At 44.8% G+C, this 21,061-nt stretch carries 19 protein-coding genes and 3 tRNA genes; 8 read left to right on the top strand and 14 right to left on the bottom strand.

Going from position 1 to position 21,061, the window contains the following annotated elements; genetic code table 11:
• Positions 1-453: 453 nt before the first annotated feature.
• Both P9B68_RS04375 and P9B68_RS04380 read right to left on the bottom strand, forming a co-directional pair.
• Positions 454-3,177 (bottom strand): SH3 domain-containing protein, encoded by a 2,724-nt coding sequence (locus P9B68_RS04375; protein ID WP_135656930.1) that lies wholly within the window; start codon positions 3,175-3,177, stop codon positions 454-456.
• Between the two features lie 155 nt (positions 3,178-3,332).
• Positions 3,333-3,494, bottom strand: coding sequence for a hypothetical protein (locus P9B68_RS04380; RefSeq protein ID WP_167875125.1), 162 nt, complete (start codon positions 3,492-3,494; stop codon positions 3,333-3,335).
• Positions 3,495-3,816: 322 nt separating this feature from the next.
• On the opposite strand from P9B68_RS04380, the gene P9B68_RS04385 reads away from it, so the two are divergent.
• The 3 genes from P9B68_RS04385 to P9B68_RS04395 all read left to right on the top strand — a co-directional run bounded on the left by P9B68_RS04385 (position 3,817) and on the right by P9B68_RS04395 (position 6,719).
• Positions 3,817-4,122, top strand: coding sequence for a hypothetical protein (locus P9B68_RS04385; RefSeq protein WP_135656928.1), 306 nt, complete (start codon positions 3,817-3,819; stop codon positions 4,120-4,122).
• Positions 4,123-4,439: 317 nt separating this feature from the next.
• Positions 4,440-5,861 carry an MFS transporter gene (locus P9B68_RS04390; protein ID WP_135656926.1) on the top strand — a complete coding sequence of 474 codons (1,422 nt, stop codon included), beginning with the start codon at positions 4,440-4,442 and terminating at the stop codon, positions 5,859-5,861.
• 270 nt (positions 5,862-6,131) lie between these two features.
• Complete coding sequence (locus P9B68_RS04395) at positions 6,132-6,719, top strand: xanthine phosphoribosyltransferase (protein ID WP_135656924.1); 588 nt, start codon at positions 6,132-6,134, stop codon at positions 6,717-6,719.
• Between the two features lie 119 nt (positions 6,720-6,838).
• On the opposite strand, the gene nadC is transcribed toward P9B68_RS04395, so the two are convergent.
• The 9 genes from nadC to P9B68_RS04440 all read right to left on the bottom strand — a co-directional run bounded on the left by nadC (position 6,839) and on the right by P9B68_RS04440 (position 15,070).
• Positions 6,839-7,675 (bottom strand): carboxylating nicotinate-nucleotide diphosphorylase, encoded by an 837-nt coding sequence (nadC, locus tag P9B68_RS04400; protein WP_135656922.1) that lies wholly within the window; start codon positions 7,673-7,675, stop codon positions 6,839-6,841.
• Positions 7,656-8,957: an L-aspartate oxidase gene (locus P9B68_RS04405; protein ID WP_135656920.1), complete on the bottom strand. Its 1,302-nt coding sequence runs from the start codon at positions 8,955-8,957 to the stop codon at positions 7,656-7,658. The genes nadC and P9B68_RS04405 overlap by 20 nt, the downstream gene beginning before the upstream one ends.
• Positions 8,958-8,961: 4 nt before the next feature.
• Positions 8,962-9,873: a quinolinate synthase NadA gene (gene nadA / locus P9B68_RS04410; RefSeq protein ID WP_135656918.1), complete on the bottom strand. Its 912-nt coding sequence runs from the start codon at positions 9,871-9,873 to the stop codon at positions 8,962-8,964.
• A 365-nt stretch (positions 9,874-10,238) separates the two neighbouring features.
• Positions 10,239-10,325: transfer RNA gene (locus tag P9B68_RS04415), tRNA-Leu, on the bottom strand.
• A 586-nt stretch (positions 10,326-10,911) separates the two neighbouring features.
• Positions 10,912-10,987 (bottom strand) — tRNA-Thr (locus P9B68_RS04420).
• A gap of 3 nt (positions 10,988-10,990) precedes the next feature.
• A tRNA-Asp gene (locus P9B68_RS04425) sits at positions 10,991-11,067 on the bottom strand.
• Between the two features lie 113 nt (positions 11,068-11,180).
• A complete protein-coding gene (locus P9B68_RS04430) occupies positions 11,181-12,533 on the bottom strand; it encodes an ABC transporter permease (protein WP_277668517.1) in 1,353 nt (450 codons plus the stop codon).
• A gap of 12 nt (positions 12,534-12,545) precedes the next feature.
• Positions 12,546-14,345 (bottom strand): COG1361 family protein, encoded by a 1,800-nt coding sequence (locus P9B68_RS04435; protein ID WP_277668518.1) that lies wholly within the window; start codon positions 14,343-14,345, stop codon positions 12,546-12,548.
• Positions 14,342-15,070: an ABC transporter ATP-binding protein gene (locus P9B68_RS04440; protein WP_277668519.1), complete on the bottom strand. Its 729-nt coding sequence runs from the start codon at positions 15,068-15,070 to the stop codon at positions 14,342-14,344. The genes P9B68_RS04435 and P9B68_RS04440 overlap by 4 nt, the downstream gene beginning before the upstream one ends.
• A gap of 367 nt (positions 15,071-15,437) precedes the next feature.
• Between P9B68_RS04440 and P9B68_RS04445 the strand changes: the two genes are divergently transcribed.
• Positions 15,438-15,593: a hypothetical protein gene (locus tag P9B68_RS04445; RefSeq protein WP_167875124.1), complete on the top strand. Its 156-nt coding sequence runs from the start codon at positions 15,438-15,440 to the stop codon at positions 15,591-15,593.
• 35 nt (positions 15,594-15,628) lie between these two features.
• Here P9B68_RS04445 and P9B68_RS04450 read toward each other — a convergent pair whose 3' ends face one another.
• On the bottom strand, positions 15,629-16,825 hold the full coding sequence (locus P9B68_RS04450) for an HD-GYP domain-containing protein (RefSeq protein WP_135656910.1): 1,197 nt from the start codon (positions 16,823-16,825) through the stop codon (positions 15,629-15,631).
• Positions 16,826-16,960: 135 nt separating this feature from the next.
• On the opposite strand from P9B68_RS04450, the gene P9B68_RS04455 reads away from it, so the two are divergent.
• From P9B68_RS04455 to P9B68_RS04470, 4 genes are all read left to right on the top strand, one after another.
• On the top strand, positions 16,961-17,137 hold the full coding sequence (locus tag P9B68_RS04455) for a hypothetical protein (RefSeq protein ID WP_167875123.1): 177 nt from the start codon (positions 16,961-16,963) through the stop codon (positions 17,135-17,137).
• Positions 17,138-17,222: 85 nt separating this feature from the next.
• Complete coding sequence (locus P9B68_RS04460) at positions 17,223-17,636, top strand: hypothetical protein (RefSeq protein ID WP_135656908.1); 414 nt, start codon at positions 17,223-17,225, stop codon at positions 17,634-17,636.
• A 69-nt stretch (positions 17,637-17,705) separates the two neighbouring features.
• On the top strand, positions 17,706-18,203 hold the full coding sequence (locus P9B68_RS04465) for an amidase domain-containing protein (protein ID WP_135656906.1): 498 nt from the start codon (positions 17,706-17,708) through the stop codon (positions 18,201-18,203).
• Positions 18,204-18,313: 110 nt separating this feature from the next.
• A complete protein-coding gene (locus tag P9B68_RS04470; protein WP_277668520.1) occupies positions 18,314-18,607 on the top strand; it encodes a late competence development ComFB family protein in 294 nt (97 codons plus the stop codon).
• Between the two features lie 75 nt (positions 18,608-18,682).
• Here the strand turns inward: P9B68_RS04470 and P9B68_RS04475 are convergent, their stop codons facing one another.
• Together P9B68_RS04475 and prfB are read right to left on the bottom strand one after the other, a co-directional pair.
• Positions 18,683-19,675, bottom strand: a complete 993-nt coding sequence (locus tag P9B68_RS04475; RefSeq protein ID WP_135656904.1) for a sialidase/neuraminidase family protein — start codon at positions 19,673-19,675, stop codon at positions 18,683-18,685.
• Positions 19,676-19,928: 253 nt separating this feature from the next.
• A complete protein-coding gene (gene prfB / locus P9B68_RS04480; RefSeq protein WP_135656902.1) occupies positions 19,929-21,056 on the bottom strand; it encodes a peptide chain release factor 2 in 1,128 nt (375 codons plus the stop codon).
• Positions 21,057-21,061: the final 5 nt, after the last annotated feature.

Consider the following 21,061-nt stretch of genomic DNA (forward strand, 5'->3'; position numbering starts at 1 on the left):
GGCATAGTGCGCCTTTTTGACGGGCGCACAAGAGAAAATGAAGTTGAAACGGCGGAAAAACACCATTTTTGGGGGAAATTCAGCAAACTTGGCTCAGACCTGAGTGAAATTGAAGATATTGGCCATTTATTCAGAGGTTCCCTAAAAATCTGAACAGATTGTACCTGCTTGCAGCAAGCGCAAACCTCCTGATGTGTGCACGAAGCGGTGGTTGGCAAAAACAGCCAGCATAATTCGTGGCACAGGTGCGCCTAAAAGCAGAAGTTTTCAACAATTTGCTTGATTAAAGGCTATAAAAGCTTAAGTTTTCAACACAGATAAATGATGTAAAAGTTGTATTGGTGGATATTATATTCAATTAATCAGTATTTCCTTAGGTGCAATAAAATCATCCGGATATAGCAAAACGCCCTCTGACAGGCAGACAGAAGGCGTTAAACGATTCGGTTTTGTTTAACTTAAACCGGCCGCACCGCTGGGATAGGTGTAGCTGTATTTGTTATACCGTACGGCGTCATAATCGCCGTAATTGTAGACATTAACTTCCCCAAGCCTCCGGTAGAAAAGGCCGGTATAGAATTTGCCGCCCGCCTGACTCCAGCGGAGCATTTCCGTTCCCATAGCGTAGGCGTTGGTATAGTTCAGGTCATGCGTAAGGGAATCGGCATTCGAAAGGCACACATAGCCTGAGTTTACCCAGCCTTCGCTGCCGTTGGAAGCCCGTACTTTGTACCAGCCGTCTTTCGGATTCGAAAAGTTGGTATCGGTAACATCTATCGAGGCTCCGTTGGATATACTGCATACCTCGGAACCGTTAATGCTTGGTTCGCTGCGAACGACCGTATCTTTTGTCACAGTTGCCGCCAAAGAGCCGGAAATCGTCGGCGGTACGACCGCATTCCTCATAATCGTCCGGAAATCGACCTGAGAACTGGTGTTGAAATAGCCCGCGCCTACATTATAGGCAAAGCTGATCAGACAGTCGGCCTGATTCTGATTCATCAGAAAATGGTTGTTCTTAATCATTTTATTTAGTTCCGTAGTATATGAGGAATTATTGATTTTATTGACTAGGAGCGACCAGGCTTCCGTTTCGGTCAAATTGTTGTAAAAGACTGCGTTCGCTCCGAAGGTACAGCCGTAGCCAATGGTTGGCACCTGATTGGCGGTAAGCTGATCGGCGTAAACGGTGGGGCTGTAGCCCTCCCATTTGGCAATCAGGGCGATCATCTGGTCGCTGACGCGGCGCTCTTCGCTCGTGGTAGTCGAAAAATCCTGCTGAGAGGATACATATGCGTTCGACGTAAAACCGGTTGTACTCATATTCCCATTCTGGGAGGAGTACGCGGTGAATGTATAGGTTCCCGGCGAATAGAAAGTCGTCGTAGCGGTCCACTTTTTTGTCGTTACATTCTGGCAGGATTCATTCGTACAGGAATCCGCATTGACGGTTTGCTTTGTTCCATCCGGACTCTGGATGACAAACTGAACCGCATCCCGGCTGGTATCGGTAACAGCAGTCAGCGTAACCGCCGCCCCTGTGCTGGCAATATTCGGCGAAGCAAAGGCGGTTCTCACCGGCTCCGCACTTGTAACGGTAATATTGCAGGTTGCTTTGTAAGAGCCCGAACTCGCCGTAATAACGGCTGTCCCGGTGGAAACGGCAGATACATACCCGTTTGAAACGGTCGCCACATTATTATTGCTGCTTGTCCAGTTAATATAGGTTCCACTTGGTGAAACATTGGCTTTTATGTACAGTGTCTTTCCCGCCGGAATTTTTGAGGAAGTAGTTGACAGGGAAAGCGATGAGGCATTGGAGGGATCATCCGAATAATGAATCTGAATATATTCCGAGCTGACGTAACCGGTCAACCCGCTGGAAGTCTGTACCTTGGTCCAGGAAGAATTCGAAGTATCGAGAACCTTCAAGCTAGTTCCACGCGGTAGGTTGGCAAGGATCTTTGCGCTCGTACTCGGATCCTGGCGCAAGCGGAGCATGTCCGCAGTAACGCTGGCACCCGTGATGGTATGGGAATCCGAACCGTTGTCTGAGCCGGTATCAACGTCCGGGGGCGTATCGGTGCCAGTATCCGCACCCGTACCTGTACCCGGATCCGGATTTGGATTTGTATTGGAGCCAGTATCTGTTATCTGCAGAAATTCCTTACTGCAATATCCTGTTTTTCCATCGCTGGTTTTAATTTTGACCCACTGCGCATTCGAATTATCCAGAACGGTAACGGACGTGCCGTTGAGCAGCGTCATAACAATCCCGAAACTCGTTCCCGCGCCGCTTCTTACATTTAGATTTGAAGTTGTTTTCGCCGTAACCGAACCGGATGTGCTTGAATTTGAGGAAGAGCCGGAATTGGACGGCGTTCCGGATGAACTTCCGGATGAACTGTTATTTTTAAATGTTAAATATTGCTTGCTGCAATATCCCTGTTTTCCATCCGGAGTCTGTACCTTGGCCCAAGATGGATTGGAATTATCCAAAACCGTAAGCGCCGTTCCTTTGCTGATTGTAACCAGCACCTTAAAATTCGTACCGGCACCCTGACGCAGATTCAGATAGTCCGTCGTAACCGCCGTTATAGAAGCGGAGGAAGAACTCCCTGAGGAAGTATTCCCAGAGGCGACCCCGCCGGAAGAAGCAGCCAATATGCGTATGTATTGTGTGCTGCAATAACCCTGCCTTCCATCGGAAGTCTGGACTTTAACCCATGCAGGATTGGAAGCGTCCATTACTTTTAAGCTTGTACCAATTGGGAGCGTTGCCATGATTTTTGTCGAGGTTCCCGCTCCCGCCCGAAGATTTACACGATCTGTCGTGACCGCTGTGGAAGCCGTTCCCGAAACAGAAGGGGAATTCGTAGCCCCGGAACCGGGGATACTCAGATATTGCTTGCTGCAATACCCTTGTTTTCCGCTTGCGGTTTGTACCTTCGCCCATGTTGCATTGGAATTATCAAGGATTGTGACCGCAACCCCCTTGCTGAGGGTTAAAATCACTTTTTTATCTATACCCGCGCCTTCGCGAAGATTTAAATAATCCGTTGTTTTAGCCGTGACAGCAGCCGTAACCGCAATCGTGGGCACAAGGCTCACCGTAACCGCGGCGGTGCATGCAAAGGAAATCGCTGCCGCAACAATGCGCTTTGTTTTGTGCTTCAATCCTACCACTCCAATTTATTAATAAAAATTGTATATTTGATTCCGTTTTCTTTCTATAAACAATACAAAATTCTGGTTCGATTATAAACCAAAATGTAGTAAGAAGCAAGCGCAAATGCCATTTGTTAACATTTTCCACTAAGATTCGAAGCCTGTTATTCGTACTCAACTTCAAGAATCAGGCATGAAATAATCGGGTATTTATCGATCCAATACGTCTTACCAACCGTACTTACCTGATAACCCAGATTTTTTAAAAATTTTGCCGCTTCATAGCCAAGTTCTTTATTAAAAAAACGAATCATTACCTTCTGCATAACATCCCCCATTCCTAGTACTATAGTATTCCTGTCAATTTGGAAATGCGATTGTCCCTTTTATGTTTTCCCTTCTTAATGCAGTCTTCATACGCTGTTGAATTCTATAATGCCGGCCACCATCTTATTTCCGATGTGCAAAAATAAATCGCACACATTCACTATTTAAAAAGGGATAATCAGAACACCGAAAATAAAATTATACAATTTGGCAAATTCGCCGCCGAAAGAGTCTGTCGCGGGCAGCCATTTTTTCGTTTTTTCGCTTGAATCCAAAATACAATATCGACCGAGCCAGCATAAAATAAACTGGTGATGATTTATGGAAAACCTGACTTCCTTAGAGCCCTGTGAACTGGTGATTCTTGCAACTGTATTGGCTTTTTTACTATCTGACAATCTGGATGCCGGCGAGCTGAACGTTCTTGGCAATTTCATCGTTGCTGTGGGCGGTTTGTTATTATCCTGGGCCGCGCAACTGGATCAGCAGGAGAAGTCTTCCGAAAAAGCAAACGGTTGCGACCTGGACGAATTAAAAAATCAGATACGATGTCTCCAGGAAAAATGCGACCGGCTGGAGCTTTGTTCGCAGCACAGCCGTCAAAAAGGCCCGCACAGAATGGTATAATTTTCTGCACTCTGCTAAACATAAGTTTAAAACTACATCTGAAAAGCCCGCAGGGTGATTTCTCCCCCGCAGGCTTTTTATGTAAATCGACATTTATTCAGTAAAATCAGTTGTTTAAATTTTCACATTATTCCGACTGTTTTGGCGGCAGTACCGGTTGTAATTACAAAATTTTTGTTGTATCATAAAAGCTGGACAAAATTTCCAATATAGATGAAACAAAGAAACCGGCTTAACAATTCTGAAAATAAGAGGACGGATAAGTTATAGTGGAAACGAAAGCAACAGAAAATGATCGAAACAAGTGGATTGTGTTAATGATAACCGTCATATCCACTTTTATGAACACTTTAGACGGCAGTATTGTGAACGTGGCTCTGCCCTCCATGGCAAAAGCGCTGAATGTAGGAACCGGATTAATCACCTGGGTCGTAAGCGCCTATTTAATTGTAATTACCTTCTGTATTTTAATATTCGGCCGTTTGGGCGACTTAAAAGGGCAGGGCAAAATTTTCCGCTTCGGCCTTTTAATTTTTACAATCGGCTCGTTTTTGTGCGGCTTGATGCGCACTTTACCTTTGATCCTGTTGGCACGCGCAATTCAGGCGGTCGGCGCTTCGGCAAGCATGGCAAACAGCCAAGGCATTATTGCCAGAACGTTCCCTCCGGAAGAACGCGGGCGGGCGCTTGGAATCAACGGTACCTTTGTCGCCCTAGGAACAATGGTCGGCCCTGCTTTGGGCGGGCTGATCATTTCCTTTGCAAGCTGGGAGTATCTGTTCTGGGTAAACGTACCGATTGGTTTGCTGGCTTACTTTGCAAACCTGAAATTTTCAGGGCCAGAGGACACCGTATCCGACGAAAAGCTGGATTTATGGGGAAGCTTCCTGTTTATTTTTGCAATTGCCCCGCTGTTTATCGCATTGGAGTATGGACAAACCATAGGCTATACGCACTGGCTGATTCTTCTCTTTTTTGCCGTGGCGGTTGTGTCCTTTGCCGCATTCTATATGGTTGAACAGAAAGCAAAAGCTCCCCTGCTGGACCTTCATATTTTCGAAAACAAATGGTTTACCGTAAGTATCTTTTGCGCTTTTACCTCTTTCGTGGCAATTTCGTGCTCCAATATCATCCTGCCGTTTTACCTGCAAAACGCGCTGAATATGTCTCCAGGCAAAGCCGGGCTTTATATGACGATCTACCCGGTAATCCTCGCGTTGGTCGCGCCCGCCAGCGGATATCTTTCCGACAAAATCGGCTCTGAAGTCTTAACGCTGATCGGCCTTCTGCTTACCAGCACGGGCCTGTACCTGATAGCGACCCTGAATGAGCATCCCGTTTACTGGATACTGGGGTTATATATCGGCATTATGTCTTTTGGGAACGGACTATTCCAGTCCCCGAACAATTCCCTTGTTATGTCCATGCTTCCCCCGGAAAAGCTCGGTATTGGCGGAAGCGTGAACGCGCTGGTGCGCAATGTCGGATTTACCATAGGCATCGCCATGTCCACCGCAATTCTGTACGCCGGAATGAGCTGGAAAATCGGAAAACACGTAACCGGATATGTTCCGGGGCGCAATGATGCGTTTATTTTCGGCATGCGCTTAGCCTATATTGCAGGCGCTACCGTCTGCATGGTCGGCGTTATCATTACGGCAGTCCGCCTGTACAACCGCCGCAAGGAACCAAAAGTGGAATCTGCCGGGGCCAACATGCCATCATCCGAGCAGTCGTGATAACCGCAGAATCCCATTCGCAATGCGCTAAAACAGTACAATATTGTGCTTACACCTGTTTGCGCACTGCTCCATTTTCTCCATATTTTCTCTGCGCCACAATCCCAATGAAAATGCAAAACTCCCTAAACAGCTTCGCTCCAATAAAAAGGAAGGTACATACGCCCAATTTGCCGCCTGCCTTTCGTGTCGAAACTTCCTTGCAGTTCACCTGAAAATCGGGTAAAATGTAAGGAATATCAAACAATTAAAGCAGCGTGAGGAAGAAATATGGAATTATTAAAGGAACGAATCCGCAGGGATGGGAAAGTAAAAGAAGGCAATGTTCTGAAAGTGGACAGCTTCTTGAATCATCAGATTGATATTGCCCTTCTGAATGAAATTGGGAAAGAATTCAAGCGTTTATTCAGCAAGGAAAAAATCACAAAAATCATCACGATAGAAGCAAGCGGAATCGCGATTGCCTGCATTGCAGCGCAGTACTTCGGTGTACCGGTTGTTTTCGCCAAAAAGACAGAAAGCAAAAATATCGACGGGGATATTTACACGTCAAAAATCATGAGCTATACGCATGGAAACGAGTACACCGCCATGCTGGAAAAACGCTTTGTGTCCCCAAATGACCGTATACTGATTCTGGACGACTTTCTGGCGACGGGAAAGGCACAGCGGGGGCTTCTGGATATTGCCCGCCAATCCGGCGCTTCTGTCGCGGGAATCGGCATTGTAATTGAAAAAGGATTCCAGGGCGGCGGGGATAGGCTTCGCGCCGAGGGGTACAACTTACAAAGCCTCGCTATTATTGACCGTATGGAAAACGGTGTGGTAACGTTTCGGGAAGAAAGCCCTCAGGAATAACTTGGAAAGAAAGTAACGCAAAAATCACCTTCAGCTGGATGGGCTGAAGGTGATTTTTGCATGAGGATATAAAACGGAATCTTCCATATGGCAAACGGACTTGAATCGTAAAACTCTGTTTAAATGTTCTTGAGATTTTTCATGCTGATATCCAATACTTTAAAGGAATGGGTTACAGCGCCGGTAGAGATATAATCGACTCCGCACGCGGCGACATCCGCAATATTGTCAAGCGTTATGTTCCCAGATGCCTCTGTCACAGCTCTTTTATTGATCATGTTTACCGCTTCTTTCATTGTTTTCAGATCCGTATTATCAAGCATGATGATATCCGCTCCGGCTTCCAAAGCCTCTTGCACCTGTTCAATCGTTTCGGTTTCCACTTCAATTTTTCTGACAAATGAGGCATTTGCCCTCACGAGATTGATGGCGTTCCTGATTCCACCCGCGGCGCTGATATGATTGTCCTTTAACAATACGCCGTCGGAAAGGTTGAATCGGTGGTTGCACCCTCCCCCGACTTTAACAGCATACTTTTCCAGAATCCTTAAATTCGGCGTAGTTTTTCTGGTATCCAAAAGCTTGGTATGGGTACCCGCCAGCTTTGCGGCAAATTGATTCGTAAGGGTAGCAATGCCGCTCATCCTCTGTAAAAAATTCAGTGCCGTCCTCTCTCCGCTTAATATGGCCCTTGTATTCCCGGTAATTTTTCCAAGAATCTGTCCTTCCGTAACCCGGTCCCCATCGGAAACATTACATTCCACGCAGACGTCCCCCAATAAACGGAACACACGCTTGAAAACTTCCAGTCCTGCAATGATACCGTTTTCCTTTGCGATCAGGTCAACTGAGGATCTGCTGTCCGTGCTTATCGTATTTACCGTGGTAATATCTTCGTTTGGAATATCCTCCAGAAGAGCATTTTTGATTATCGAATCAACAAGAAACCAATTCACTTTTTAATCCCCCAATTACTTCCTTGAATTTCTGAATGGCAATTTCCCGATTCCTTTTCTGTTCTATATCCGGATTTAGAGGGATGTCGGGCGCTTTCGCATCAAGCCTATTCACAAAATCAATCGTACTGTTGATAAGCTTAGCCGCCCTTCTGGAAAACACCAAAGCCTCGAGCAGAGAATTGCTCGCAAGCCTGTTCGCCCCGTGAACCCCGGTACAGCTTACCTCGCCGCAGGCGAAAAGGTTCTTCATGGATGTCTGGGCATACAAATCGACTTCGATTCCGCCCATAAAATAGTGCTGCGCAGGTGTTACCGGTATCACATTGCGCGTAATATCCACTCCTTTTTTCAGGCATTCTCGATAGATTCCCGGAAACCTTTTCACAAGATAGGCGGCCGGTTTAAATGTGATGTCCAGCCCCACATAGGGCATATGCGTTTTCTCTTCCTCTTCAAAGATTTTTTTTGAAACCACATCCCTCGGCAAAAGCTCGTCCACAAACCTTTCCTTATTTTTGTTAATCAGTTTTCCCCCTTCTCCGCGGACAGCCTCGGATATCAGGAACCTTCTTCCGTTCGGCGCTTCCTCATAAAAGGCAGTAGGATGTATTTGAATGTAATTTAGATTTTTTACTTTTATCCCGTTCTTCAACGCTATAGCAATTCCGTCGCCGGTTACGCTGCAATAATTCGTGGAGTTTTTAAATAAACCGCCTATTCCTCCGGAGGCCAATAGGACAAATTTCGAATGGATGAAAAAGACTTCCCCGTTTTTGACAGCGATTCCTCCGCAACAGGTATTTCCCACCCGGAGGATATCAATCAGGCAGGTGCCTTCAAAAACCGTAATATTCCTCCTTCTCTTTACCTCCTTATAAAGGGCTTCCGTGACCTTTTTTCCGGTTTGGTCTTTACAATGTACGATGCGGTTAATGCGGTGGGCGCCTTCTCTTGTATATTGTAAATCCCCATGTTCCCTGTCAAATTCCACACCGTATCGGATGAGCTGGTTAATATTCTCTCTTGATTCTCTTGCCAGAACCTTTACAGCCTCAACATTATTTTCATATTTTCCAGCCTTTAAGGTATCTTCCACAAAGGAATCCAGGTCGTTTTCATCCCTTGCCACGGCAATGCCGCCCTGGGCAAGATAGCTGTTGCATTCTGCCGCTTCTGCTTTTGTAATTAACAACACCTTTAAATCCTGTCTTAGGTTTAAAGCGGCGTACATTCCCGCGGCCCCGGTTCCGACAATCAGTACATCAAAATACACATTCAAAGAATCACCTTCCCAAAATATGCATATTGGCCAAAGCTTTATAGGCTTTCAGCCTTATTTCTTCCTCAACCGTTATCGCATACCGCATATTCTGCAGGCAGTTATATACATCTTCCAGCCTGGTTTTCTTCATGTCCACGCATGTCATAGAACCATACGGAGTATAAAATTTCTTATTGGAGTTTCTTTTCTGAAGCTCATACAGTACGCCCTGTTCCGTTACAATCAGATATTTTTCCGAAGCACTCGCTGCGGCATATTTTATGATTTCTCCGGTGCTGCCTACAAAATCCGCCAGTTCCCAGACAGCCCTGTCACATTCCGGATGCGCCAATACCTGAATGCCAGGATGGGTTGCTTTTGCCTTTTCAATTACTTCAGCTTTTACTTTTTTATGCGTTATACAAAAGCCATCCCACAGTATTATTTTTTTCTCCGGCACCTTTTCCTGTACAAAGTTCCCTAAATTCCGGTCGGGAAGGAACAGGATTTCCTCCTGCTCCATTTTCCGCACAATATCCACAGCATTAGAGGATGTACAGCACACATCCGACTCCGCTTTCACCTCCGCGGTGGAATTAATATAGCAGACGACCCCGGCTTTCGGATGAAGCGCTTTCATTGCCTTTACTTCCGCGGCGCCGGCCATCTCCGCCATGGGGCATCCGGCGTCAATTACGGGCAGAATCACCGTTTTATCGGGCGATAATATTTTCGCACTTTCAGCCATAAACCTGACGCCGCAAAAGACGATCACATCCTCGCTGCACTCTTTTGCAAGCTTGCTTAAAGCATAAGAATCGCCAACTGCATCCGCTATCTCCTGCACTTCCGGGCTTTGATAGTAATGCGCAAGTATAATTGCATTTTTTTCGGTTTTTAATAACCGAATTCTATTTTGAATGCTCTCCGTCATTTCGAATTCTCAGCCTCTACTTTATATGTATATACATGTGTCTTGTCATAATTTATAAAATACTATAGCACTAAAAAGAACGAAACGCAAGGTCAAAATTCGATTTATTTATAAATTTTATGAGGTATCGGATTCCCGACTATGGCCTGCCTATACAAAAGCGCCGCTTACCCTATCTCTTGCCCCATATAGAAAAAACAGGTTCTCTGAGGCCCGAAAAAAGCACAAAAAAATCCATGTGCCGGTACAGACCGGGCGCATGGATTTTTCATTGTGTGATTTGTAAATAACTGCAAAGCAAAACGCTAAGAAGAAAATACGGGAAAAAGAAATCAGAGCCGTCAAATCGACGACCCTGATAATAATGGTGCGAGGGGGGGGACTTGAACCCCCATGAAATTGCTTTCACATGGACCTGAACCATGCGCGTCTGCCAATTCCGCCACTCTCGCATGACGACCTTATTATATTAGCATAACATGTATTCTATGTCAAGACAAAAGTTTCAAAAAATTTGTTGAATTTTGAAGAAAAAGATCGACCCCTCTTTTTCCCCAGGATTCAACAGCGGTTTCGGTTAGCGCAAGCGAAAAGGTTTCGGAGTTTTTCATTCTTTCCACAGTAAGTTTTCCTTGAACATGCCTTATTTTCAAATTCTTAAAAATTTCTTCATCAATTGGATTCATTAACTCTGTAAAATAGAATTCGTGCTATGAGATTTGGAGGTGAGGTAGACTCCTAAAATTACTTACTCTGCGGCGGCTCTTACCGGTTAAGGTAGGAGCCTTTTCATTTGCGGCGTGGGCAAAAAGAAAAACCCGAACAACTTCCGCAAGTGTACGGAACGGAATTATAAAAATTAAGGATAGCCAGTTGTGTTTCATAAGGCTTTAAAGCAGCAAATTGTAAGCAACGTGTATACAACCGTCAGCAACTTGGCGCAATTCGCAGCCATTGTTATTTGTAAAAACGGCTGATTTTCTTATAAAATTAAAATGCATAAAAAACCACCGCTAAACCTACATCTAGCGGTGGTTTTGGAGCTGCTAACGCGATTCGAACGCGTGACCTCATCCTTACCAAGGATGTGCTCTGCCAACTGAGCCATAGCAGCAAATGGCGACTCGGATCGGGATCGAACCGACGACCTCTAGCGTGACAGGCTAGCGTTCTAACCAGCTGAACTACCGAGCCATTTGCCATGAGCAACGTGTACTATTATACTGAAAAGGCAAACTCTTGTCAACATTTATCGATAAAAAATTTTTAATTTTTTTCGAAACCGCTCTGCCAGTTTCTGAAAAGAATTATTCCTGTTTTATCGCCGTCAGCGCGCTGACTTTAACCGCGCGGTTCGCAGGATAAAAGCCGGAAAGCAAACCAACCATCGTTGAAAAGAGCAACGCCCCAAGCGCGAGCCATAGAGGGATAATCGATATTTGGCCCGCCGCGCCCGCGGTGCCTTCCATTATCATTCCGGCTGCACCGCCTCCTTGATCACCACTTGTGGCATACAGCGTATTGATGGCAAACGATATGGCATAGCTTTGCGCCAGCCCGATTACGCCGCCAATAAAGCCGATTGCGCCCGATTCAATTAAGAACATGGTCCGGATATTCCTTACAACGCAGCCAAGAACCTTCATAATTCCAATTTCGCGCGTTCTCTCGTAAATGGACATGATCATTGTATTCGTAATCCCCAGCGCTGCGACAAAAAGCGAAATGCCGCCCAGCCCGCCCAGAATCATCTGGATGGTTCGCATCTGCTCCTCCATGGGCTTGCGAATATTTTCCATGCTGTACGTTGTGAAGCCCAGCTCTTTAATCGCTTTTTCCACCTTCGGCACATTTGCTATCGAATCCACTTTTACACTTGCGCTTTCATAACTTTCTTTTTTTGAGGTCTTTTTTACGTTGTTCAGTTTATTGTATTTTGCCTGCAATTCCTTCGCATAGGTCACATCCATAAAGATCGAATGGCTCGGATACGGATTTTTTCCCCCATCTTCGGAAAGGGTGCCAACACACCGAAGCTTTAGGGGCTTGACGGTCGCTGTCGAATCTTCGGGCAGGGTTACGGTTACCTGAAACTTATCCTTCATCGGGCAGACATACGGATCTGGCATCTTGCCATTCTTATCCGGCTGCGGATAAATCATATTGTTGCTCGACTTACGGATGTCTATAAAATCATATTCCGCGTCTTTCCCGAACAAAATTGTTGTTTTGTCTGCGCCGGCGGAAGGAAGTTCGCCGTTCTCCGTTTTGTATCCGAAATCTTTCAGGGTATCCAGATAAACACCGTATATCATCCCTTGAAACTTGTACTTCTTACTTTGTATGCTGATCATTGATGAATCCAGGCTTAAAATCGGCGTCAAGGCGGCAACATGTTCCATTTTTTTCATTTTCTTCAGCATTTTATCATCAAGAGCCGCGGCATCCGGGGACTGCGAAGTACTATTCACCGTAATGACCGTTAAATCCCCCATGTTTTTCAACGTATCTTGCATGGACTGCTTAATGCCGATCCCCAAAGACATCATAACAACAATTGCGCAGGTACCGATGATAACGCCGGTTACTGTCAGCAAAGTCCGCACCTTGCGTTTAAAGAGATTTCCAAAGGCCATGGAAAGCATATCTTGAATTCTCATTATCCCATCACCCTACGACGCTTCATCATAATCATCGCTTTCTTCCAACATTTTCTGCTTCTTCGCTTTTCTCTTCTTCCGAATGACAAGAAACAAAACAACCGCCGCAACGATCACAACGCCCGCTCCCGTTAAAATCATCCAGAGGGGCGGTTTTTTCGAAGCGTCCAGCGAAGAACCGGGTTCGGAGCCAAGCTCCTCCCCGTTTTCCTGCGGGGCGATTACCTGGCAGGAAAAATTTTTGACAAGAGTTTTCACATTTCCGTTGGCGTCCTCATAGCTAAAGATCGCCTTTCCGGTTAACGTTCCTTCCTCCAATGGACTCAAGGACGCTTGAAAAGTATCCCCGGAGCCGGATTCCACATTCCCGATATAGGTGTTCGGCGATTCTGTAGAAAAGTTCCCCTCCAGTTTCACCGAAAGGTTGAATATCTTACTTTTTCCCTTATTTACATAACTGATGTTGAGCTGACCGGCATCCCCCATGGAAATAGGCCCCTGCAATTCCGCCCCATTCGCTTCAAAGCGGTCGGACTGGACAAGGGGAATGGAAATGATTTCATTCGCCTCAATAGCCTCCCGCTTGCCGTCCAGAACAGCTTCATAGGTAAAAGCAACCGTAACACCGTAGGAATTCGGCGTGGCGTCTGCTTTCGGTATCAGGGCGATCTGTTCTGTAAAAGAAGAACCGGGCGCAACTTTGGAAATAAAGAAGGTATTCGAGGATTTTGCCGGTGTAAACGCACCGGCAGCGGATTTATCATCCGTACCCGCAACGGAAGAGACCGTAATTTTCAGATTCTCAATTTGTGTGGTAGTATTCGTGTTTCTGAAATGCATTGCAAGGTTGAATTCTTTTCCGCCCATCACCGGCTTCCCGCCGTAATCGTAGCTTTCAATAATGATCAGCGGCTTACTTTCGTTGATGTTGCTTACGGCATCCTTATCCGCTTTTGTCCCGATTACCGGAATAAAAATCTTGGAAGTAAGGGATTTGCTCAGTTCATCTGCCGAAAGGATCACGCTCACCGTATAATTACCCGTAACCATTTTGGACAGGCATGTCATCGGATAGGTAATGTTTACGGACTGCCCCGGCGCGATGGAGTCTATGTACTGTGTATCGGAAATCCCATGGATACTGATTCCCTCAGCGCTGGACGGATCCAAAACAGACATTACATTATTACAGGCGGAGGGCCCGTTATTCTTAAGGGTTAAAATAAGGTTGAATTTCTCCCCCTCTTTCACGGGCGAATGGTCCATACGGTAGGATTGCAGCTGAAGCCGGCCGTTTTCCTCGGTTGAATTCGTCCCTGTAGGGTCAAAAACGGTCTTTTGTACCAAATAGGTTCCCAGCTTTGCCCCGTTGCTATCGTAATAGCGGATGGTAAATTTCAAAGTACCCGCCCCATCCCCGACGCGCTTCATATATTTCTCGGGAATAACAAGTTTATAATCATATTTATAATAGCTGTCGTCATCTTCCGAACTCTTGCTCGAATCAGTATTTACTTCACCGGTTTCTTTATCAATTTCACCTTTTTTCGAGGAAAATGTCTTTTCCCCTAAAGAAATGGCCCCGTTTGTATTATTAACGTCAATTACAATATCATATGTGCTACTGTAATAGGCATGTTTAAAATAAAACACAGCCTGAAACGGACTGCCTTTTAAAACCGTTTGTTTTTCGCTGTAAATTTCCGGGTCTGCAGTATTGGATGCCTTTGCAGGCGGATACCCCATACAAAATGCGACCGCCATCAAAAAGGTCAGGAAAAGGGAAGCCAAGCGTCTTTTTTCCAGTCTCATACAACTTTTTCCTCCAAGTTTTCCGGGTTTTTCAGAATCGATTCATTGCTTTGGTCGTTCAGAATGCTGCCGTCGTGTATCGTAATAATACGATCGGCGTATTTTGCAATTTCCGTATCGTGGGTAACGAGGATGAGCGTTTCTTTATATTTTTTCGCCATGGTAACCATCAGCCCCATGACCTCCCGGCTTGTTTTACTGTCCAGATTTCCCGTAGGTTCATCGGCAAAAACAATGGGCGGCCGTGCAACAAAAGCCCGCGCAATCCCCACGCGCTGTTGCTGCCCGCCGCTCATTTGGGTTGGCATATGCGTCAGGCGGTTTCCCAAATGAACCATTTTCAGCATATGAACCGCGATTTTGGTGCGTTCCTTCTTCTTGATTCCCTTAAACATCAACGGAACCGCCACATTTTGAATCGCTGTCAAAGTAGGCAAAAGGTTGTAGGACTGAAAAACAAAACCGATGTATTTCTGACGAAACAGCGCCCATTGCTTTTCAGAAAAATCGGTCACATTTACGCCGTCGATTTCAATGCTTCCTTTTGTCGGCTTTTCCAGTCCGGCCATAATATTTAAAAGCGTTGATTTTCCCGAGCCGGACGTTCCCAGAATACAGCAGATTTCCCCTTGCTCAATGCGGAGATTGATCCGCCCGAGCGCAACTATTTTTTCTTCATCCATATGATAAACCTTGCGAATGTCTTTCAAGCAAATCAGGCTCATAAATCCTCCGAACGATGTAAAGGAAATATTTTCTAATTCTTTTCTTATTATAAAATATGTCGATTCGGAAAACAATGAACAAATCTGTAAACATTATAGAAATTTTTAAAAAGAAATATTTTAGAAAAATTTGACAAACAATAAAATTTCATATATAATAAAAAAAGCCTGACTGCAAGTCAGGCATATTTTAAAAACGAGGCATATCGATTGTTTAAGGCTTTTCCAAGCAAAGAGAATGAAAATTGCGGTAAATGAAGTACGCCCTTTTTCCGGCGTACTTTTTTACAATATCAGCCATTTCCCGCTTTACATTAAAAGTTATAACTTTATGTTATATAATAGTAATATACAAGGAGGCGCTTTCATGAATACCAAGCAAAAGGCAGTACTGCAAAGCAAACTAACGGTATACAAGGTGTATTACCAGCATGCAGAACGGAAAAAGGATCAGAAGCGCATGGAGCAAATCGAAACTTTCATTGACGAACTCCAGGAACAGATCGAAAATTCGGATTCATGACAAAGGCTCAAGCGAAGGCTTGGGTCTTTTTGATTTCACAAATTTTCTGGCAGAGCATGAAAGACGGAATGGATATCTTCTACAATGGAAGCGTCAATCAGCTTATTACTCACCATGGAACGCATTAATGCAATTGCACTTTCATGGGACAAGGCTTTGCGATACGGCCGGTTTTCCGTCAGTGCCTGATAAATATCCACACAGCATAAAAGGCGGGAGTTGAAATCCAGCTTATCCGCATCCAGGCCGAACGGATAGCCGTTGCCGTTCAGCTTTTCATGATGATTGGAAGCCCATTCAGCAATTTCTTCGAATCCGGCGATCCCCTCCAGCGTTTTACGGGTATAAAACGGATGGGATTGGATTATAGTAATTTCCTGCCGGCTCAATTTACCCGGCTTGTCTAATATTTCATTCGGAATCATTAGCTTTCCAAGATCGTGCAAGTCCGCCGCTATACGCATTTTCCAGGATACTTCTTCATCAAAGTCATAGTATTTGCAGAGAATACCGGTTTTCCTGCTTATTCCCCTTGAATGGGAACCGGTAAAAGGGGATTTCGCATCAATAATATTACTGAAAATACGGGAAACCATGCGCATATCCTTATAGGAAAACTCTCTTTGAACGCTTGGCATAAGGGAATTCAGCGCGTCGAATACAAAGTTATCATCCATATTCAGCCAAAACTCAACATTTCTGCTCAATTCATAAAAAACTTGGCAATATTCCAAGTCAAAATGGTTTGAATTTCTTATAGAGGAAAGAATGTCTTCCGCACTTTTCCCTTCCGAAAATGCAATGGCGATGAAATCCGCCAAAGCGATTATACGTGAAAATTCGGGGATATCCTTCCCCGTAACACCAAAAAAGCCGCTGCCGTCGTAATGCTCATGATGGTAAAGAATTACATTTGGAATACTGTGAAAAAAGGGAAAGTAAGCAATATTTCTTTCCCCTTCCACACAGTGAAGCACATTTAGTTCCACCCTTATGTAATTTTTTGATTCCTTTGACTGAATTAATGATTTTGTTACGCCGTTGTCGTGCAGAAGCGAGTAAGATATTAAATCGAATAAATCGGTATCGCCCATTTCTATTTTTTTCCCTATCCGCGCCGCAATATAGGCCACACGCCTGCCATGATTTGTCACGTTTTTTATTAAGTCCTTTTCTACAAAATCCAAGGTATAAGATAGAGAGTTTAAAAGCTGATTGATATTAAAATCCATATCCGTATCTCCATGTAAGTCGATTGTAAAATTGTATCATTTTTTGGAAGAAAAATCAATGAACAGCCGATTGAATGGAAAAAAATTCCTGTCTAATTACTTGTAATTCGTCAAAACTAAAGGAGAGGTGATGAAATGGCAGATTTAAACGACCTTCTGCGATCGGATGCGAAAGCAAAGGAATATTACGAGTCCCTCCCCCAGTATGCAAGAGAGGCGGCGAAAAAAAAGGCGGCGGAAATATCCACCGCGGACGCACTGCATCTTTTTGCTGAAACATTTATGCAGGATGACTCCTACCGCGGGGCGTAGCTTTTCGCTGCGCTCCTTTTTTGTCTAAGCTCCTGGACGAAAGGGCATAATATTCCATATTCATTTACAAAAAGGAAGTATTGCTATGAAAAATCGGAGCCTGTACTTCTGGGTTATCTGGTTCACGGTAACGGCCGTTTGTTTTGTTCTCTTCTATTTTGAAGTGGGTTATCTGCTCGGCAACCCCGTCACGATTCAAAATATGATTGCCTACCTTGTTTTGTCCCTGACTTTCGGAGCAGTAACATCCACCCTATATCTGCTGAACCTGCGGATCATGCTCTGGATTTTCCTTGCAGGGCTTGGGATCGGCTTTTTTGAAATGGCATTGACCTTTCTGAACAATGTCAGCGGCTGGGAAGACCTTGTGGGACTGATCACCTTATTTACCTGGATGACAATCGGGTTATGCGCCGGTGCGGCAGTACAAATTCTTCGCTTTTTGCTTAAAATCAGATCCCGCCGTAAGGATGGCTCCGCTAAGCAAAAAAATTTTTAAAGAATGGAATTGCGACCGTTTTTCCCTCATACTATCTATAAGTATGAAATAGAATGCGGGGTGCGTACTATGCTGGCTGAATTTCCGTATAACCGCGAAAATGCATTCGAATATGCGAAAATATGGGCTTTTCAACGGAATCCGGCCTTTATAAATTTTGACAAAATGGGCGGAGATTGTACGAATTTTGCTTCCCAATGTATTTATGCCGGCTGCAAAGTTATGAATTACACGCCTGTCTTCGGCTGGTATTATAAAAGCAGCAGCGACCGAACACCCTCCTGGAGCGGCGTACAGTATTTATACAACTTCCTTACAACAAATAAAGGAACCGGGCCTTACGCGGAGGTATCCGACACGGACAATCTAGAAATCGGCGACATTCTTCAACTGGGAGATGAACTGGAGCATTTTTACCACTCCCCCGTCGTTGTCGGTAAAACGGATGAGGATATCTTTGTAGCAGCCCATACTTACGATTCTTATATGCGGCCGTTAAGCAGCTATATTTACAAAAAGATACGCTGCTTACATATTCTAGGGTATCGGAAACATGTTCCAGACTAAAAAAGCGTAAAGCAAAGCAGTCGGTAAAATTCTTTCGAATTGCGCATTTACAAATTAGAAAAATTATGATAATATTTAATAATTGTTATGATGTGACCGGAAGGAGTAATATGATGGAGGTTAAACTGACAAACCTAATGGAAACCCTGGTCCAATTAAAATTAGACGAAGTAATTGATTCGCTGGGGTGCTGCAAATGTGAAAAATGCCGAATGGATATCGCTTCTTATGCTTTAAACCGGCTTCCCCCAAAATATGTTGTTACTACAAAGGGAACCGTTTTCAGTAAATTGGATACGCTATCCATTCAATACGAAACAGATATGCTCAACGTTTTGTTTCAAGGAGCAAAACTGGTTAGTGAAAATCCACACCACGATGATTTTGATTCGGATAATACATAGTCTTCCCTATAGAATTTACCGGATAACAAAAGGGCCGCAGTTTGCGGTCCTTTTGTTGATTCTAATCTTTTATTTTTATAACTGAACACCCGGCAATACTTTCGGCATCGGCATCTCCATTTGTGTCATATACCATTTTCTCTTACGAATAATGATAGAAATATAAAAATCCATTTTATTATCCTTTACAAAAACGGTACTGCGGTAAAAAGAAATATTTTTCCAAAGCGCCGTATCTTTCGTTGGAATAATCGGCTGAAGCATTGTAAAATGAATTCCGTCCTGTGACTTAAGGAGGAAAAGCCGAAATGAATAATTGGATGCTCTTTCAGCCGTTTGTAGCAGATAATAATCCGAGCCGTTTTTAATGACATCCTGATGATAACACTGCAGTCCGGCGGGAAGGGGTACTTTACAGCATATGGGAGTCGACCATGTTAACGCGTCACGACTTTCCGTATAGCATAAATCGCCGCCGTAAGACGCATACCAAGTGCGGTACATCCCATTTTCATAAAGCACGCACAGGCTCAAATAACCGTCGCGGCTTTGCAGGAGCTTTTGTGCAGCCGACCAATGAATGCCATCCTGCGTTTGCTTTCTATAATAGATATTTATTCCGTTATCCGGATAGCGGCTTCCATGTTTCTGCGGATTGTAACGGTACCAGAGTTCCATCGTTTTTCCGCGCATCACAAGCTGCGGGTCTGAATAATGCCCGCCCGTTTTTACATCCGGAGGTAACCCGGAAACAGGATTTTTCAGTCCTTCGGGCGCGCTCCAGTTTTTCCCGTCGTTCGAAACAACAATAGACGGATTTTCGTAATCATCATTTCCATACGGATAAGGCGTCATGGACATCCAGTACTTATATCCGTTCCAGCCTTTTGCAAAATACAGCACCTTGGGGTGGGTAAGCTGAAAGGAGCCGTCATAAGTCGGAACCGCAACCAGATTGTATTTCTTCTGCAACTCATAGAAAGCCAGAGGAACTTTTTTGGGGTATCCTACTTTTTTAGTGAAAGAAGGGAAAGTCTGCGTAAAGAGCTTAGCCGGTACATGTTGCATAGGTTTTTTTGCCTTAGATATAGATTCCGGCTGGCGACCACTATAAGATAAAAGTAAAAGAGTCAAACATACAAAAACACAGATACATGTGATTACGGATTTTTGCAAACGAGATTTCAAGGGAATCATAACCTTTCTGATACTGCAATGAAAACCATCATTTCGTTCGATTCCCTATTATATTCTTTCTATTCTAAAATATAAAGGATAACTTTTGAAACCTTCCATTCCAAAATTGTAACTTTTTACATTATTAATCGACATTTTCCCCAAGCGCGTTCAAGCTTTGCGCTTTCAGATACGCATTGATAAATCCGTCCAGGTCGCCGTCCATCACCGCATTAATATTGCCGGATTCATAGCCTGTGCGGTGGTCTTTTACAAGGGTATACGGCATAAAAACGTAGGACCGAATCTGAGACCCCCACGCGATTTCTTTCTGCACGCCCTTAATGTCCTCTATGCGCTCCAAATGTTCGCGCTCTTTAATTTCCATGAGTTTGGATTTCAGCATACGCATAGCGACATCGCGGTTTTGGTACTGGCTTCGCTCCACCTGGCAGGAAACAACGATTCCGGTCGGGATATGCGTCAGGCGGACGGCGGACGATGTTTTGTTAACCTTCTGCCCACCCGCGCCGCTAGCACGGTACACATCCATTTTTATATCATCCGGGTTGATCTGCACTTCAACGTCGTCGTCAATTTCCGGCATAACTTCCAGCGAAGCAAAAGAAGTATGCCGCCTTCCGGACGCGTCAAAAGGCGAAACACGGACAAGCCGGTGCACCCCGACCTCGCTTTTCAAAAATCCGTACGCATTTTCGCCGCTAATTAATACGGTCGCGCTTTTTAAACCGGCCTCTTCGCCGTCAAGATAATCGAGCGTTTCCACCTTATAACCATGACGCTCGCCCCAGCGGCAGTACATCCGGTAAAGCATTTCCGCCCAATCCTGCGCTTCGGTTCCGCCCGCGCCCGCATGGAACGTCAAAATGGCATTTTTGCTGTCGTATTCTCCGTTCAGGAGCGTTGACAGGCGCTGTGATTCCAATTCCGACTGGAATTTTTTCATCTCTTCCTGCGCTTCCGGCAGTAAGGAAAGATCGCCCTCCTCATCAGCAAGCTCAATCAACGCCATCGTGTCCCCGTAGGCGCTTTTTAATCGTTCGTAAGCGGCCATTTTGTTTTTCAGCATGCTTGAACGCTGCAAAACCTTCTGCGAAGTCTCCATATCGTCCCAAAAACCGGGCTGGGCAGCTTTCGCGTCCAACTTTTCGATTTCTTCGCGCATGCTTTCAAGCCCGAGCGCCTCCGCCAAATCCTTTAGATCCGGCTCCAACTCCTGTAAAGCGAGCTTCATTTCTTCAAACTGAAGCATAAAAC

This window comes from Caproiciproducens galactitolivorans (assembly GCF_029266045.1).
Classification (GTDB): Bacteria; Bacillota; Clostridia; order Oscillospirales; family Acutalibacteraceae; genus Caproiciproducens; species Caproiciproducens galactitolivorans.

What these genes read in the sequence shown, in the direction of transcription:
- P9B68_RS04380 (WP_167875125.1), bottom strand. Translation starts at nt 3,494, where the DNA reads ATGCAGAAGGTAATGATTCGTTTTTTTAATAAAGAACTTGGCTATGAA.
- P9B68_RS04385 (WP_135656928.1), top strand. Translation starts at nt 3,817, where the DNA reads ATGGAAAACCTGACTTCCTTAGAGCCCTGTGAACTGGTGATTCTTGCA.
- P9B68_RS04390 (WP_135656926.1), top strand. Translation starts at nt 4,440, where the DNA reads ATGATAACCGTCATATCCACTTTTATGAACACTTTAGACGGCAGTATT.
- P9B68_RS04395 (WP_135656924.1), top strand. Translation starts at nt 6,132, where the DNA reads ATGGAATTATTAAAGGAACGAATCCGCAGGGATGGGAAAGTAAAAGAA.
- nadA (WP_135656918.1), bottom strand. Translation starts at nt 9,873, where the DNA reads ATGACGGAGAGCATTCAAAATAGAATTCGGTTATTAAAAACCGAAAAA.
- P9B68_RS04430 (WP_277668517.1), bottom strand. Translation starts at nt 12,533, where the DNA reads ATGAGAATTCAAGATATGCTTTCCATGGCCTTTGGAAATCTCTTTAAA.
- P9B68_RS04435 (WP_277668518.1), bottom strand. Translation starts at nt 14,345, where the DNA reads ATGAGACTGGAAAAAAGACGCTTGGCTTCCCTTTTCCTGACCTTTTTG.
- P9B68_RS04440 (WP_277668519.1), bottom strand. Translation starts at nt 15,070, where the DNA reads ATGAGCCTGATTTGCTTGAAAGACATTCGCAAGGTTTATCATATGGAT.
- P9B68_RS04445 (WP_167875124.1), top strand. Translation starts at nt 15,438, where the DNA reads ATGAATACCAAGCAAAAGGCAGTACTGCAAAGCAAACTAACGGTATAC.
- P9B68_RS04450 (WP_135656910.1), bottom strand. Translation starts at nt 16,825, where the DNA reads ATGGATTTTAATATCAATCAGCTTTTAAACTCTCTATCTTATACCTTG.
- P9B68_RS04455 (WP_167875123.1), top strand. Translation starts at nt 16,961, where the DNA reads ATGGCAGATTTAAACGACCTTCTGCGATCGGATGCGAAAGCAAAGGAA.
- P9B68_RS04460 (WP_135656908.1), top strand. Translation starts at nt 17,223, where the DNA reads ATGAAAAATCGGAGCCTGTACTTCTGGGTTATCTGGTTCACGGTAACG.
- P9B68_RS04465 (WP_135656906.1), top strand. Translation starts at nt 17,706, where the DNA reads ATGCTGGCTGAATTTCCGTATAACCGCGAAAATGCATTCGAATATGCG.
- P9B68_RS04470 (WP_277668520.1), top strand. Translation starts at nt 18,314, where the DNA reads ATGATGGAGGTTAAACTGACAAACCTAATGGAAACCCTGGTCCAATTA.
- P9B68_RS04475 (WP_135656904.1), bottom strand. Translation starts at nt 19,675, where the DNA reads ATGCAACATGTACCGGCTAAGCTCTTTACGCAGACTTTCCCTTCTTTC.
- prfB (WP_135656902.1), bottom strand. Translation starts at nt 21,056, where the DNA reads ATGCTTCAGTTTGAAGAAATGAAGCTCGCTTTACAGGAGTTGGAGCCG.